Genomic DNA, 14,363 nt, shown 5'->3' with positions numbered 1-14,363 from the left:
GGCATTCGGGTTCCCGCGCGAGAGCGATCAGACCCGCTGCGGGCGCAGCACGCCATCCACCCAATCCGCCAGCAGGTGGAGCGGCGCGGGCTTCCGGAACAGGGGCAGGTGCGCCAGATCGTCTGCCACCTCATCCTTTCCCACGCCCGAAACGAGCGCCACCGCGCAACCAGCGGCCAGCAGTTTACGCGCGAGCGCGTCAGGCGTTCCATCGGGGAGACGCATATCCAGCAAGGCCACGTCGAAGCTTCGCGCTTCCGCAAGGCATTGTTCCGCCGCCGCAACCGTGGCCGCAGCACAGACCGTGTGCCCGCGCTCGGCCAGTTCCTCTTCCATCGCCATGGCAAGGATCACGCTGTCTTCCAGCACCAGTACACTGGCCCGTGCAATCTTCATCCCGCCTCCCGGCAAGCCGCGTGAGCGGGTGCGCACGGGTGGGCGCTGCGTACATGGGAACCCGGATGGGCGATGTGTCATTTGATATGGCGCGTTGCGGCGGGGTGACTGACTGCTGCGACCGTCAGGCGCTGCAACGGGAACTGAAATGAAAAGCGATGGAAACGGTGGACGGTCAAACGGGGACCGCACCCCCTGCCGCACCTGCCCCCTGTCTGCCACCCCGGGCCTGCTGACCCCGGATGAGACGCAACGTGCGTGGATCGAGGCGTTCAAGACCGGCGAGACATCGTTCGTGCGCGGAGAGCAGATCTTGCGCCAGGGTGCGCGCGCCACGCGGCTCTACACCGTTCTGTCCGGCGTGATGATGCGGTTCCGCCTGCTGGAAGACGGACGCCGCCAGATCATCAACTTCATGTTTCCCGGTGACCTGATCGGCCTGCAATCGGCATTCGACGCCGAAATCTCGCACAGCGTGGAGGCGCTGACCGATGCGCGCGTCTGCGTGTTCCCGCGCGACCGCTTCTTCGATCTGGCCATGAGCCATCCGCGCCTGTCCTACGACATCACCTGGCTCGCCGCGCGTGAGGAAGCGGCGCTGGAGGAGCATATCGTCGCACTGGGCCAGCGCAACGCGCGCGAGCGGGTGGCCTGGCTGGCGGTGTTCCTGGTGCAGCGGGCAATGGATACGGGCGTGGCCGCCGCAGACGGCGTACTGCGGATGACCATCACGCAGGGACAGGTGGCCGACATGCTGGGCCTGTCGCTGGTCCACACGAACCGGTCCATGCAGGCCCTGCGGCGTGCCGGTCTGGTCGACTGGACGATCCACGCGATTGCGGTGCCCGACATGGCCGCGGCCCGCGATTTCGCACAAATGGAGGCCGAAGCGCCGCCGCCGCGGCCCTTCATCTGAGCGGTTTCCGGCGGCTCAAAAAAAATTTGAAAAAAATTTGAGGTGGTCGGAACCCGATCCGGGGGTGCTCGTTATGGGTCTGTCACCGCCGAGACCCCCCCTCCCGTCCAAGCGGCTGGTGATACGATCCCGAAAGGCCCTCGCCGGAAACGGCGGGGGCCTTTTTTGACCTAAGCCGTGGGGCGTTGCCCAGCCCCTCCCGCAAGCGGGGGGAGAAGCGCCGCACTTTGGCGAGCAACCGCCCCTTCCCGCCAAGCTGCAACGAAAAAGGGCGGCTCCTTGCGGAGCCGCCCCTTTCTGTGTGGCATTGTCCCGAAGGATCAGGCGGCCAGCTTGCGCAGCACGTAGTGCAGGATGCCGCCGTTCATGAAGTATTCCACTTCGTTGGCGGTATCGATGCGGCACAGCGCGGTGAAGCTGAACTTCGACCCGTCCTTGCGGGTGACTTCCACTTCCACATCCTGGCGCGGCTGCAGGCTGGCGACGCCCTTGATGGTGTAGGTGTCGTCACCCGAGAGACCCAGCGAAGTGCGGCTCTCGCCGTCCTTGAACTGAAGCGGCAGCACGCCCATTCCAACGAGGTTCGAGCGGTGAATACGTTCGAAGCTTTCCACGATCACCGCGCGCACGCCCAGCAGGTTGGTGCCCTTGGCCGCCCAGTCACGGCTGGAACCGGTGCCGTATTCCTTGCCGGCGATGACCACGGTCGGGGTGCCATCGGCCTTGTGCTTCATGGCAATATCATAGACCGCGCCGACTTCGTCACCATAGCGCGAGAAGCCGCCTTCGGTGCCCGGGACCATCTCGTTCTTGATGCGGATGTTGGCAAAGGTGCCGCGCATCATCACTTCGTGGTGGCCACGGCGCGCGCCGTAGGAGTTGAAGTCCGCCTTGGCGACCTGATGCTCCATCAGCCACTGGCCCGCCGGGCTGTCAGCCTTGATCGAACCGGCCGGGCTGATGTGGTCGGTGGTGATCGAATCGCCGAGGATCAGCAGCGGCTTGGCCTCGATGATGTCGCTGACCGGGGCCGGCGTCATGGTCATGCCTTCGAAGTACGGCGGGTTGGCGACATAGGTCGACCCGGCGCGCCACGAATAGGTTTCCGACCCGGTGACGTTGATCGCCTGCCAGTGCGCATCGCCCTTGTAGACATCGGCATAGCGGGCCTGGAACATGGCGCGGTCCATGCAGCCGGCCATCGTGGTGTAGACTTCCTCGTTGGTGGGCCAGATGTCCTTCAGATAGACATCAACGCCGTCCTTCGACTTGCCGATCGGGGTCGAGACGAAGTCCTCGATCACCGTGCCCTTGAGCGCATAGGCGACGACCAGCGGCGGGCTGGCGAGGAAGTTCGCGCGCACGTCGGGGCTGACGCGGCCTTCGAAGTTGCGATTGCCCGAGATCACGGCAGCGGCGACAAGGCCGTTTTCGTTGATCGCCTTGCTGATCGGTTCGGCCAGAGGGCCCGAGTTGCCGATACAGGTGGTGCAGCCATAGCCGACGAGGTTGAAGCCAACCGCATCAAGGTGTTCCTGCAGGCCGGCCTTGTTCAGGTAATCCGTGACGACCTGCGATCCGGGAGCCAGCGAGGTCTTCACCCAAGGCTTGGGCTTGAGGCCCAGCTCATTGGCCTTCTTGGCAACGAGGCCCGCAGCCACCAGCACGCCGGGGTTCGAGGTGTTGGTGCAGCTGGTGATCGCGGCGATGGTCACGTCGCCATCGCCGATGTCGAAGTCCTTGCCTTCCACGGGAACGCGCTGCTGCGCCTTCTTGTAGGTGTTCGCCATGTCGGCATTGAACACGTCGTCCACTTCGGGAAGCGAAACGCGGTCCTGCGGGCGCTTGGGCCCGGCGAGCGATGGGACGACGGTCGAGAGATCGAGTTCCAGCGTGGAGGAGAAGATCGGTTCCACCGACGGATCGATCCAGAAGCCCTGCTCCTTGGCATAGGCTTCGACCAGCGCGATCTGCGCTTCTTCACGGCCGGTCAGGCGCATGTAATCGAGCGTCTTTTCGTCGATGCCGAAGAAGCCGCAGGTGGCACCGTATTCCGGCGCCATGTTGGCGAGCGTGGCGCGGTCAGCCAGAGTCAGCGAGGCAAGGCCCGGGCCATAGTATTCCACGAAGCGGCCGACCACGCCGTGCTTGCGCAGCAGGTTGGTGCAGGTGAGCACGAGGTCAGTGGCGGTCACGCCTTCCTGCAGCTCGCCCACGAACTTGAAGCCGACCACCTCGGGAACCAGCATCGAAACCGGCTGGCCCAGCATCGCGGCCTCAGCCTCGATGCCGCCCACGCCCCAGCCCAGCACGCCCAGGCCATTGACCATGGTGGTGTGGCTGTCGGTGCCGACGCAGGTGTCGGGGTAAGCCACCGTCACGCCGTTCTGGTCGGTGCTGGTCCACACCGCCTGGGCGATGTTTTCAAGGTTCACCTGGTGGCAGATGCCGGTGCCCGGGGGCACGGCATAGAAGTTGTTGAGCGACTTGGAGCCCCACTTGAGGAAGTCATAGCGCTCCATGTTGCGCTGATACTCGATCTCCATGTTCTCTTCGAACGCCTTGGGATGACCGAATTCGTCCACCATCACCGAGTGGTCGATAACGAGGTTCACGGGAACCAGCGGGTTGATCTTGCTGGTATCGCCGCCGAGATTGGCGATCGCATCGCGCATCGCGGCAAGATCGACCACGCAGGGCACGCCGGTGAAGTCCTGCAGCAGCACGCGCGCCGGGCGATACTGGATCTCGTTGTTCGATTCGCTGGGGTTCTTCTGCCAGTCGACGATCGCCTTCACATCGTCAGCCGAGACGGTGAAGCCGCCGTCCTCGAAGCGGAGCAGGTTTTCCAGCAGCACCTTCATGGAGAAGGGCAGGCGCGAAACGTCGCCAAACTTGGCCGCAGCCTTCTTCAGCGAATAGTAGGCGTAATCCTTGCCGCCGACGGTAAGCGTGCTGCGTGTGCCGAGCGAGTCCTGTCCGACCTGGGTCATGGCGAGTCGAGTTCCCTCCTGTGATGGCCTTCCTGCCGTCCGGTGGGGAGACGGCCCTTTTCGCGGCGGAAAAGGGGCGAACGGCGGGCAGGTCAGCCGGATTTCGCACGCGCACTGCGCGTTTCGCCCGCGCGCGTCAAGGGCAGGCATGTCCTATTCCGACCAAGGGCGGAGCCTTATTTTGCGATGTTGCAAATCATTAGCAAGAACGATGACTATCGGCTGGCAACGACCCCATATGACAGATCGATGACAGTGTGCGTATTTACAGGGAATTGTCATCGTTCTGACTTATTTCTGCATGCCCGGTGGGGGCTGCACCGCCAGTCCGCAGTCGGGAGAAGGACACCGCGAAAGGACCTGCCGATGGCCGTCCGTACTTCATTTTCCCGCAGCGCCCGCAGCCGGCGCCACCACCCCTATGACACGCCGTTCCGCACCATTCAGACGCCGCCGCATGCCCCGGCGACGGACCGCACCGGCGCATGGATATTTGCCGCGCTATCACTGGCGGTGATGGCTGCTGCGGGCTGGGCCGGACTCGAGCGCCTGATCGGCTGAGCGGTCAGACCATTTCCATCTCCGACGGGGCGCTGCGCTGCAACGCGATCAGGCAGCCTGCAACGATGAGCACCACGCCCCCGAGCGTACGCAGCGTCAGCGCCTCGCCAAAGCCGATCCAGCCGACCAGTGCGGCCCATATGAACGCGGTATATTCCAGCGGCACCAGCACCTGCGCCTCTGCCCGGGCATAGGCCCAGCCCAGCAGCATCAGCGACCCGACCGAGAGCAGCGCGGATATCGCCAGTTCGATCCATGTAACCGGCGCTGGCAACGGGGCCAGCCACCATGCGCCAATGCCAAGCAGCAGAAAGATCAGGAACGTCTGAAAAAACGCGATCTCCTCTGGCCCCGCCACCTGCGCCTGGCGCCGCTGCAGCACCAGATTCCAGGCATAGAGCACCGCTGAGACGAGCAGCGCGACAAGGCCCTTGACCGCCTCGGCATCATACCGCCCGCCGAACTTGCCGGCGGCGATCACCACGACGCCGCCCAGAGCCAGCACCGATCCGGCCACCGCGCGCGATCCCACTTTCTCACCCAGCGTCACGGCCGCCAGATAAAGCGCAATGAGCGGGGCGATGAACGTCAGCGCAATGGATTCCGCCAAGGGCGTGCGCACCACGCCATAGAAGAACAGCACCGCCATCGTGCCCGCCACGCTGGAGCGCAGCCAGTGCAGCTTCATCGCATCACGTCCTGGCAGCCCACGGGCATCAGCGCGCCGCCGCGCCCGCAAATACACCGGCAGCATGAACAGGCTGCCCAGCATGTTGCGCCAGAACAGCGCTCCATAGGGACCGACCGACAGAGAGGCCGCCTTCATCACGCCATCCATGACGCTGAAGCAGCCAAGGCCGAACAGGGCGACAAAGACGGGAAGGAATGTGGCGTGGCGCTTCATCGTGTTGCCTTAGCGGCCTTGCACGCCCCGCGCAAAACGGGTGGGCGATTCAGCCTGCAGTCAGCCGCGCGGCTTGATTGACGATCCGGCTTGGGGTTAGGATTCGCCCAAGGGCCGATGCACGGCCGGCGGAGTCCCGCCCCTATCCAACAGGGAACCAGACAGCATGCACCGTACCTGCCGCATCGCCTTCCACGGAACCGTGGCCGCCGTGGCGCTTGCCGCCGTGCTGGCCGGTGGGCAGGCAGGCGCCCGCGCGGCGCAGCGGCAGGGGCCGGTTGACCTGACAGCGCAGGCGGCACCTGCAAAGCCCGCGCCTGCGCCCGCCACGGCCGCCGCCAAGGCTGCACCCGCCGCCGCAGTGCCGACAGAAGCCCCCGAAACGCCCACATCACTGGCCGACCTGCCCCCGCCGCCACCACCGCTGGCACACTGGACCCTGGCCGATGCCAAGGCGTTGCTCGCCGCAATCAGGGGGATCGGCGCCGACGGCCTGTTCGCGCGTGACTACGAACCCGCCGCGCTGACCGCCGCGATCGCGAAGGGCGAAGGCGATGAACTGGACCAGCTCGCCAGCCGCCTGTTCGTGTGGCTGGCGCAGGACATCCGCGACGGGCGAACGCCGATGACCGCGCGCGTGCAGTGGTTTGCGGTCGATCCCGATCAGGACATCCATCCCGACGCCGCGCTGCTGGCGCAGGCGACCGAGACGCACGACGTGGCCGGCGTGCTGGAAAGCCTGAAGCCCACGCATCCCGACTATGCGCAGCTGAAGGACATGCTGACCAAGACCAAGGACCCCAAGCAGATCGGCATGATCCGCGCCAACATGGATCGCTGGCGCTGGCTGGGTCGTGACCTTGGCCTGCAGTACCTGATGATCAACGTGCCCGAACAGGAACTGCGCCTGACGGTGAACAACAAGATCATCCGCACCTATCGCGCGATCGTGGGCAAGCCGGGCAAGACCGCCACGCCCCAGCTGGCCGAGCAGGTCAAGAACGTGGTGTTCAATCCCACCTGGACGGTGCCGCAGTCGATCGTGGTGGGCGAAGGGCTCGGCGCGCGCCTGCTCGCCAGCCCGGCCAGGGCCAAGCGCGAGGGCTATGTCGCGACGAAAAACGCCGATGGCACGATCACCGTGGTGCAGCAGCCGGGCGAGAACAATTCGCTTGGCCGCGTCAAGCTCGACATGCCGAACGAGCATGCCATCTACATCCACGACACGCCCAACCGGAACCTCTTCGCCCTGCCCGCACGCGCGCTGAGCCACGGCTGCATCCGCGCCGAACGCGCGACGGAACTGGCGATGACCATGGCGATCCTCGGTGCGGACCTGCCGCCCGACACGGCAGTGGAATACAACCTGTCGGGCAAGTACACCAAGGTGCCGATGACCAAGCCCTGGGCGGTCTACATCACCTATTTCACCGTTGCGCGCGACGTGAACGGCCTGATGCGCAGCTTCGGCGACATCTACAATCGCGACGCCCCGGTGATCGCCAGCTTCGCCAAGCCGCGTGAACTGCACACCAGCCAGCGCAAGAGCAACGAAGCGATCATCAAGCTGGATAACCCGCTTTGATTTGTGCGCCCTTGGCATTTGCCAGGGGCGCGCGCTGCCGCCTGATCAATAGATCGCCAGCCGGTCCGCGTACAACAGGCGCCCGCCGGATAGATGCCACAGCGCCTCGTTGAAGTCCGCCTCCGCCATGGCGAAGCAGCCGTCGCTGCGGCCGAGCTTGCCCCATTTTTCAAGCATCACCGGGTTGGCGTACCACGCCGGGTGCATCACGATGGCGCGATCGAGCGCATGGTTGTTGTCAGGGTCGATGCCGCCAAGGCGGATCGAGGTGCCGTACTTTCCGCGATACCATTCATAGGTGATGAAGGCCCCGCGCGAAGTGGCCAAGCTGTTGATCTCGTTGGAAAACAGCTTGAGAAAGCCGTCATGCTCCGGGTCAGACCCCTTGCCATGGGCGACAAGGAACGAACGCACCTCGCCCCGTTCCAGGTTGGCGAAGTGCAGCCGGGGCAACGACGAAGGCAGCGCAAAGTCCGCCACGCCGACGATATCGGTGCGCCACAGCACGTTCTGCACCCGCTGCACCTGCTCTGCCGCGACGGCAAGGATGCGGCGGTGCTGTTCGGTGATCGAGAAAGGCTGGGCGAAAACCCGCACGGGCACTGCCGCCGCAGCGACTCCTGCCGCCACGCCCTTCAATATTCCACGCCTGTCCACCGAACCCGCCATACGTGACGTTATGCCACGTTTTGCGCGGTTTTTCCAGCCTCTGCGCCCAACTGTTCCAGCGCCGCGCCATCCACCCGCATCACGGTCCATTCGTCCATAATCCGCGCGCCGAGCGACTTGTAGAAGCCGATCGCGGGTTCGTTCCAATCGAGCACCGACCATTCCAGCCGCGCGCAGTCCCGCTCCACCGCCAGCGCAGCGAGCCGCGCCAGCAGCGCCTTGCCCAGCCCCGCACCGCGCGCTTCCGGCTTCACGAACAGGTCTTCCAGGTAAATCCCCGGCTTGCCTTCGAAGGTGGAGAAATTGTGGAAGAACAAGGCGAAACCCTGCGCCACGCCATGGACCTCGCCAATGATCACCTCGGCATAGGGGCGCGTTCCGAACAGCTTCTGCCCCAGCACATCCTCGCTGAAGCGCACCTCGTGCGCCAGCTTCTCATACTCCGCCAACGCGCGGATCAGTTCGGCAATCAGCGGCAGGTCTTCGCGCGTGGCGGTGCGGATCGAAACGGTCATGCTTTCCACTTTCCAGATAGACGCGGCCAGAACGTGCCCAGCGCCAGCCCGGCCATGACCAGCGCAAACGCCGTGATCTTCCACCACTGCAACGGTTCACCCAGCAGCAGGGCGGACGCGCCCAGGCCGAACACCGGCACCAGCAGCGCCAGCGGCGCGACCTGCGCTGCGGGATGGCGCGAAAGCAGCCAGCCCCACGCAGCATAACCGAACATGGTGTTGCCCACCGATTGCCAAGCCACTGCGCCCCAGGTCCAGCCGTTGGCGGCACTGATGCCGGCCCACATGCGCGCCGGACCTTCCAGCGCCAGCGCAAAGGCCAGCAGGGGCGGCACCGCGAAGAGTGCCGACCACACGACATAACCCAGCATGTTCACCGGTCCGGCCGCGCGCGAAACCATGTTGCCCCCGGACCAGCTGAGCGCGGCGACGAGCACCAGCCCGATGCCGAGAGGCGTGGCGCTACCATCGGTGTGCAGCACGATGGTGGCGAGCCCCGCCGTGGCAAGCAGCAGCGCCACAACCTGATAGGCCGCGACACGTTCTCCGCTGAACCGCATGGCGAGGCCAATTGTGAAGAAGGCCTGCGTCTGCACCACCAGGCTGGCAAGGCCGGGCGTGATATCGCTGCGCATCGCCGTGAACAGTATGCCGAACTGGCCCGCACCGATCAGCACCCCGTAGGCGGCCAGATTGCGCCACGGCAGCTGCGGTCGTGGGACGAACAGCGCCATCGGAAAGAACACCAGCACGAACCGCAGCAACGCCAGAGTCAACGGCGGGAGGTGGCCCAGCGCCACCTTGATCACCACGAAGTTGGTCCCCCATACCACCATGATGGCAAGGGCGAGCAGCAGGTGCGAAAGCGGAAGGTGATGGCGTTGCGGCACGATGACCGCATCGCGGAATTACAGAAGCTTGTCGAGCCTCAGCCGCCTATAAGAAGGCGGTCGCCCTCCAGCGTGACCGGTCCCAGCCGCCGCAGCGCCGATTGCCCGAGCAGGCTGACCGGCAACCCGCGCACCACGATGGCGTCAACATCGGAGAGTTCCTGGTCTGCCACCACCAGCCGGTCCAGCCGGATCGGTGCGCCATAGCCGGTACCCGATGCAGTGCGCACCATCGGGCGGAAGCTGCCGGGATCGGGCACGATGCCCATTCTCTGCGCATCGCCTTCGGAAAGGGCCACCACATCCGCTCCCGTATCCACGAGGAAGCGCACCTGCGTGCCATCCACATCGCCTTCGACATGGAACTGGCCCGAGCCATCGCGCTCGATTGCGGCCTGCCCGCCGGCGGGAACCGGCGCCGCCTCATCCACCACCATCGCGGCATCGCTCGCGCTATCGGCAGGCGCATCGCCCTCGCCCAGCCTGGGAGCGATCAGCACAACGATCCCGACGATCAGCGCGGACGAGAGAATCAGGCGGTTCACATCGCCAGCTTAATCCCGAACCATGGCGGAAAGGCTAACGCACGCCCGGCGAGCCTGACCGATCAGATGCCATGATTACTCAGCGGGTTCGGTCGCCTGCCCCGCGTCGGTCGTCTGCCCCTCGATCTCCGCCGCCTTGGCTTCCACCAGCGCCACGATGTGATCGAGCATCTCGGCAGACTGGACGGTGTGGTCGGTCACGCCAGAAAGGTAGACCATGTGCTTGCCATTGCCGCCGCCGGTCAGGCCGATGTCGGTCTCGCGCGCCTCGCCCGGGCCGTTGACCACGCAGCCCAGCACCGAGAGCGAGAGCGGCGTCTTGATGTGCGACAGGCGGCTTTCCAGCGCCTCCACCGTGCGGATCACGTCGAAGCCCTGCCGCGCGCAGCTGGGGCAGGAAACCACGCGCACGCCGCGGGTGCGCAGGCCCAGGCTCTTCAGGATTTCGAAGCCGACGCGCACTTCCTCTTCCGGCTCGGCCGAAAGCGAGACGCGCAGGGTGTCGCCGATGCCGGCCCACAGCAGATTGCCGATGCCGATCGAGGACTTCACCGTGCCTCCGATCAGGCCGCCCGCCTCGGTGATGCCCAGGTGCAGCGGGCAATCGACAGCTTCGGCGAGCCCCATGTACGCCGCCACCGCCAGGAACACGTCGCTGGCCTTCACCGCCACCTTGTATTCATGGAAATCGTGATCCTGCAGCAGCTTGATGTGATCAAGCGCGCTTTCGACCAACGCCTCGGGGCAGGGTTCGCCGTACTTTTCGAGCAGGTCCTTTTCCAGGCTGCCGGCATTCACGCCGATGCGGATGGCGCAGCCATTCGCCTTTGCGGCGCGCACCACTTCGGCCACGCGGTCGCTCGATCCGATGTTGCCGGGGTTGATACGCAGGCACGCCGCACCCGCGTCCGCCGCTTCCAGCGCGCGCTTGTAGTGGAAATGGATGTCCGCGATCAGCGGCACCCGCGCCGCCTTCACGATCTTGCCGAACGCCGCCGTGCTGGCCTCATCCGGGCAGGACACGCGGATCAGGTCCGCGCCCGCATCCTCGCATCGGCGAATCTGGTCGATCGTGGCGACCGCGTCGCTGGTGAGCGTATTGGTCATGGTTTGCACCGTGATCGGCGCATCTCCGCCAACCGGAACGGATCCTACCATGATCTGGCGGCTCTTGCGGCGCGCGATGTGGCGCCATGGACGGATAGAGGACATGGCGGCCTTATACCTGCGCCGTGGCGGCAAGGCCACCGTCTGCAGGTGTCATCTTGCGGGCAAAGAGAAATTCGGGATCGCAGTGGTTGCCCACCCAGAATTCGATGTCGGCGATCTTGGTGAAGCCGTGGCGATCATAGAACCGCTGCGCCTCCGGGTTCTCGCTGTAAACCGACAGCTGGATCTCGTCCGCGCCATGATCCATCGCCTGCGCCAGCGCCCAATCCATCAGTCGAGCGCCCAGCCCGCCGCCGATCCGCGCGGGGTCAGTATAAAGCTGCTTGAGCTCCAGCGGCCGCCTTGCATCGCTGTGCCCGGCAGGCAGCGTACTTTCCAGCACGAGCTTGCAGAAGGCCAGCAGCGTGCCATCCGCGCTTTCGATCACCGCGATGCGCATGCCCGGATCGCCGATCTGGCGCGCGGTCTCTTCGTCGCTGTGATTTTCTGCGAGGAACAGGCCGAAGTCCTCGGGCCGATAGAGATGCTCGAACTTTGCCGACAGCGCGCGGCGGGCAAGGTCGGCTAGCGGTGCGGCGTCCTCTGCGGTCGCAAGGCGGAGCGTGGTCATCTCCGTGCCATATCCCGCGCGCGGCCGGTTTTCTACCAGTGGTTTCCGGCCGCGATCGCGCGCACTTCCGCCGGAGTGCTGCGCCGTCCGAGCACGGCATTGCGATGGGGAAAGCGACCGAAACGCGCGACCATGCGATAGTGCGCCAGCGCGAACGATCGAATGTAGGGCGAGCCGAGCGCAGTGAAGCGCCGCATGCTTTCGCGCTGGTCGGCAATCCGTTCGGAATGCATCAGCGGCATCAACAGGAACTGGCGCTGCTCCGTATCGAGCCCGCCCAGCCAGCCCTTGCGGATGGCCGCCCGGGTGATGGCTGCAGCCTTCGGATCGAATGCAAAGGCGCACGGTGAATTGCGGAACGCATTGCGCGGCACCTGGTCGAACAGCAGGACGGCGGCACGAGCAACATCGGGGTCTTTCAGGAACCGGCGAGCGGGCTGCCTGGCCAAAGCACGCAGCACCAGCCCGAACCGGCGCACAATCTCGGCATCAACCGCATCGTCGCGGGCAAAACGCTGCGCCGGACCAAGGCGGCGGAACCAGAAGTGCAGCAGTTGCTGCGGCCATCCGGCCCGCGCCGCCGTCATGCGCAGCTCAGTTGGCCGATGCGGTCTTCACGGGGCGCGTATAGGGCACGAAGTCACCCAGCCCAACGAACCCGCGCCAGAACCCGGTGGTCCGGTCATGCAGCTGGATCACATCAACGCTGCACAGTTGTGGCATGGACAGCCGGGTTACGAGCACGTCATTGTCATCCAGCGATTCTGCGCCCGAACGCGGCCGCTGCACGTAGACCGTGCGCCCGCTGCCATAGACGATCGCAGTCTTGTCGATCACGCGTGAATCGCGGTTCATCACGGTATTGATGCAATTGACCGGCTCGCCCGCCACGCGGCCTTCGAGAAGCTTGGCGAGTTGCTGCTCGCCGGTCAGCCGCGGCTTCGCGAGTGCGGGAGCGCCTAGCGCCAGCGCACCGGTTGCGAGCGCTGCGGCGGCGATGAAGGTCATTCTAGCCATGTCTTGCCTGCCTTTCCCAACAATTCGATCTGCGATCGATAGCCGTTGCCGGCTGAACCATCGCTGAAGGTCAAACGCGCAGGCGTGGCAAAACCTTCGCCCGCGCGCCTCAGGCGGTGCCGCCCACGGTCAGACCTTCCACCAGCAGCGTCGGCTGGCCCACGCCGGCGGGCACGCTCTGCCCACCCTTGCCGCACACCCCCACGCCTTCGTCCAGTTCAAGATCGTTGCCGATGCCGGTCACGCGCGTCAGCACCGTCGGCCCGTCGCCGATCAGCGTAGCGCCCTTGATCGGCGCGCCCAGCTTGCCGTTTTCCACGCGATAGGCCTCGGTACAGGTGAACACGAACTTGCCGCTGGTGATGTCCACCTGCCCGCCACCGAAGGACTTGGCATAGATGCCGTCCTTCATCCGCGAGAGCAGCTCGGCCGGATCGTCGTTGCCGCTGCGCATGAAGGTGTTGGTCATGCGCGGCATCGGCGCATGGGCGTAGTTCTCCCGGCGCCCGTTGCCGGTGGGCTCCACGCCCATCAGCCGCGCGTTCAGCCGGTCCTGGATATAGCCTTTCAGGATGCCGTCCTCGATCAGGATATTCTCCTGCGTCGGCGTACCCTCGTCATCGATGGAGAGCGATCCCCGCCGCCCGCCGCCGAGCATGCTGGGCAGAGATCCGTCGTCGATCACCGTCACCCCGGGCGCGGCCACGCGCTGGCCAATGCGGCCGGAAAAGGCGCTGGTGCCCTTGCGGTTGAAATCGCCTTCCAGGCCATGCCCCACCGCTTCGTGCAGCAGCACACCGGGCCAGCCGGGGCCAAGCAGAACGGTCATCTCGCCGGCCGGCGCCGCCACCGATTCAAGGTTGGTCAGCGCCTGTGACAGCGCCGTGTCGATGGCCCGGTTCCAGGTCTCGGGCGCGAACAGGTCGTCATAAAGCCGCCGCCCGCCGATGCCGAAGCTGCCAGTCTCGCGCCGCCCGTTCTGTTCGGCCACGATGGACACGTTCAGCCGCACCAGCGGGCGCACGTCATGCGCCACGAAGCCATCGGCGCGGACGATCTCCACCACCGACCAGCTGGCCGAAAGCGAGGCGGAAACCTGCGCCACGCGCGGATCGCGGGCGCGGGCTGCGGCGTCGATCTGCTCCAGCAGCCGCACCTTTGCCTCGAACGGCACGGCGTCGAGCGGCGAGGCGTCGGTGTAGAGGTGGCGATTGTTCCTGCGCGGCGGCGGCACGGGCTGGCCCTTCGCCGGATCGAGCAGGCGCAGCGTTTCCCCGGCGCGGGCGATCGCCGCAGCCGAAATCTCGTTGGCATGGGCGAACCCGGTCATCTCGCCAGAAACACCGCGCAGGCCGAACCCGGCATCGCGCGAATAGTCTGCCGTCTTCAGCCGCCCGTCATCGAAGCCGAAGCTCTCGCTGGCGATGAACTGCAGGTAAAGCTCGCCATCGTCGCAGGCGGAAAGCGCCTGCGCGGTAAGGCGCTGGGCGTCATCGGGCGTTAGCAGGCCGGAGCGGTAGAGCAGCGAGCGGGTGTCGGTCGTTTCGATCATCCCGAGGGATATAGGGCGCACCAGCGTGCCGCGCCATATC

The 14,363-nt window shown here is 65.6% G+C and carries 15 protein-coding genes; 3 read left to right on the top strand and 12 right to left on the bottom strand.

The features are described 5' to 3' along the window. Positions 1-27: 27 nt before the first annotated feature. Complete coding sequence (locus POM99_RS10045; protein WP_277277340.1) at positions 28-396, bottom strand: hypothetical protein; 369 nt, start codon at positions 394-396, stop codon at positions 28-30. 148 nt (positions 397-544) lie between these two features. On the opposite strand from POM99_RS10045, the gene POM99_RS10040 reads away from it, so the two are divergent. Continuing rightward, on the top strand, positions 545-1,312 hold the full coding sequence (locus POM99_RS10040) for a Crp/Fnr family transcriptional regulator (protein WP_277277338.1): 768 nt from the start codon (positions 545-547) through the stop codon (positions 1,310-1,312). A 320-nt stretch (positions 1,313-1,632) separates the two neighbouring features. Here the strand turns inward: POM99_RS10040 and acnA are convergent, their stop codons facing one another. Further along, on the bottom strand, positions 1,633-4,305 hold the full coding sequence (gene acnA, locus POM99_RS10035) for an aconitate hydratase AcnA (RefSeq protein ID WP_277277336.1): 2,673 nt from the start codon (positions 4,303-4,305) through the stop codon (positions 1,633-1,635). Between the two features lie 366 nt (positions 4,306-4,671). On the opposite strand from acnA, the gene POM99_RS10030 reads away from it, so the two are divergent. Further along, on the top strand, positions 4,672-4,866 hold the full coding sequence (locus POM99_RS10030; RefSeq protein ID WP_277277334.1) for a hypothetical protein: 195 nt from the start codon (positions 4,672-4,674) through the stop codon (positions 4,864-4,866). A 4-nt stretch (positions 4,867-4,870) separates the two neighbouring features. Here POM99_RS10030 and POM99_RS10025 read toward each other — a convergent pair whose 3' ends face one another. Next, positions 4,871-5,770: a DMT family transporter gene (locus POM99_RS10025; protein WP_277277332.1), complete on the bottom strand. Its 900-nt coding sequence runs from the start codon at positions 5,768-5,770 to the stop codon at positions 4,871-4,873. 166 nt (positions 5,771-5,936) lie between these two features. On the opposite strand from POM99_RS10025, the gene POM99_RS10020 reads away from it, so the two are divergent. Beyond that, positions 5,937-7,355, top strand: a complete 1,419-nt coding sequence (locus POM99_RS10020) for a L,D-transpeptidase family protein (protein WP_277277330.1) — start codon at positions 5,937-5,939, stop codon at positions 7,353-7,355. Between the two features lie 45 nt (positions 7,356-7,400). Here POM99_RS10020 and POM99_RS10015 read toward each other — a convergent pair whose 3' ends face one another. The 9 genes from POM99_RS10015 to tldD all read right to left on the bottom strand — a co-directional run bounded on the left by POM99_RS10015 (position 7,401) and on the right by tldD (position 14,323). Next, the gene (locus POM99_RS10015; protein ID WP_277277328.1) at positions 7,401-8,024 is read right to left on the bottom strand and encodes a murein L,D-transpeptidase catalytic domain-containing protein; all 624 of its coding nucleotides are present in this window, start codon (positions 8,022-8,024) and stop codon (positions 7,401-7,403) included. Between the two features lie 8 nt (positions 8,025-8,032). Next, positions 8,033-8,539 carry a GNAT family N-acetyltransferase gene (locus POM99_RS10010; protein WP_277277326.1) on the bottom strand — a complete coding sequence of 169 codons (507 nt, stop codon included), beginning with the start codon at positions 8,537-8,539 and terminating at the stop codon, positions 8,033-8,035. Beyond that, positions 8,536-9,429, bottom strand: a complete 894-nt coding sequence (locus POM99_RS10005) for an EamA family transporter (protein ID WP_277277323.1) — start codon at positions 9,427-9,429, stop codon at positions 8,536-8,538. Before POM99_RS10005 ends, POM99_RS10010 begins: the two co-directional genes overlap by 4 nt. A gap of 38 nt (positions 9,430-9,467) precedes the next feature. Further along, the gene (locus tag POM99_RS10000) at positions 9,468-9,974 is read right to left on the bottom strand and encodes a retropepsin-like aspartic protease family protein (protein WP_277277321.1); all 507 of its coding nucleotides are present in this window, start codon (positions 9,972-9,974) and stop codon (positions 9,468-9,470) included. Between the two features lie 75 nt (positions 9,975-10,049). Next, on the bottom strand, positions 10,050-11,186 hold the full coding sequence (gene ispG, locus POM99_RS09995; RefSeq protein ID WP_277277319.1) for a flavodoxin-dependent (E)-4-hydroxy-3-methylbut-2-enyl-diphosphate synthase: 1,137 nt from the start codon (positions 11,184-11,186) through the stop codon (positions 10,050-10,052). 7 nt (positions 11,187-11,193) lie between these two features. Continuing rightward, a complete protein-coding gene (locus tag POM99_RS09990; protein WP_277277317.1) occupies positions 11,194-11,754 on the bottom strand; it encodes a GNAT family N-acetyltransferase in 561 nt (186 codons plus the stop codon). Positions 11,755-11,786: 32 nt separating this feature from the next. Then, the gene (locus POM99_RS09985) at positions 11,787-12,341 is read right to left on the bottom strand and encodes a DUF924 family protein (RefSeq protein WP_277277315.1); all 555 of its coding nucleotides are present in this window, start codon (positions 12,339-12,341) and stop codon (positions 11,787-11,789) included. 7 nt (positions 12,342-12,348) lie between these two features. After that, positions 12,349-12,771 (bottom strand): hypothetical protein, encoded by a 423-nt coding sequence (locus POM99_RS09980; RefSeq protein WP_277277313.1) that lies wholly within the window; start codon positions 12,769-12,771, stop codon positions 12,349-12,351. A gap of 109 nt (positions 12,772-12,880) precedes the next feature. Further along, positions 12,881-14,323 (bottom strand): metalloprotease TldD, encoded by a 1,443-nt coding sequence (tldD, locus tag POM99_RS09975; protein ID WP_277277311.1) that lies wholly within the window; start codon positions 14,321-14,323, stop codon positions 12,881-12,883. Between the last annotated feature and the right edge of the window lie 40 nt (positions 14,324-14,363).

It is taken from the genome of Novosphingobium cyanobacteriorum, from assembly GCF_029436685.1.
Lineage (GTDB): Bacteria > Pseudomonadota > Alphaproteobacteria > Sphingomonadales > Sphingomonadaceae > Novosphingobium > Novosphingobium cyanobacteriorum.
Note: the sequence above shows the minus strand (reverse complement) of the source record. Positions and strands in the feature narration are given on the sequence as shown.

Coding starts and splice junctions, on each gene's coding strand:
- POM99_RS10045 (WP_277277340.1), bottom strand. CDS start 396: ATGAAGATTGCACGGGCCAGTGTACTGGTGCTGGAAGACAGCGTGATC.
- POM99_RS10040 (WP_277277338.1), top strand. CDS start 545: ATGAAAAGCGATGGAAACGGTGGACGGTCAAACGGGGACCGCACCCCC.
- acnA (WP_277277336.1), bottom strand. CDS start 4,305: ATGACCCAGGTCGGACAGGACTCGCTCGGCACACGCAGCACGCTTACC.
- POM99_RS10030 (WP_277277334.1), top strand. CDS start 4,672: ATGGCCGTCCGTACTTCATTTTCCCGCAGCGCCCGCAGCCGGCGCCAC.
- POM99_RS10025 (WP_277277332.1), bottom strand. CDS start 5,770: ATGAAGCGCCACGCCACATTCCTTCCCGTCTTTGTCGCCCTGTTCGGC.
- POM99_RS10020 (WP_277277330.1), top strand. CDS start 5,937: ATGCACCGTACCTGCCGCATCGCCTTCCACGGAACCGTGGCCGCCGTG.
- POM99_RS10015 (WP_277277328.1), bottom strand. CDS start 8,024: ATGGCGGGTTCGGTGGACAGGCGTGGAATATTGAAGGGCGTGGCGGCA.
- POM99_RS10010 (WP_277277326.1), bottom strand. CDS start 8,539: ATGACCGTTTCGATCCGCACCGCCACGCGCGAAGACCTGCCGCTGATT.
- ispG (WP_277277319.1), bottom strand. CDS start 11,186: ATGTCCTCTATCCGTCCATGGCGCCACATCGCGCGCCGCAAGAGCCGC.
- POM99_RS09990 (WP_277277317.1), bottom strand. CDS start 11,754: ATGACCACGCTCCGCCTTGCGACCGCAGAGGACGCCGCACCGCTAGCC.
- POM99_RS09985 (WP_277277315.1), bottom strand. CDS start 12,341: ATGACGGCGGCGCGGGCCGGATGGCCGCAGCAACTGCTGCACTTCTGG.
- POM99_RS09980 (WP_277277313.1), bottom strand. CDS start 12,771: ATGGCTAGAATGACCTTCATCGCCGCCGCAGCGCTCGCAACCGGTGCG.
- tldD (WP_277277311.1), bottom strand. CDS start 14,323: ATGATCGAAACGACCGACACCCGCTCGCTGCTCTACCGCTCCGGCCTG.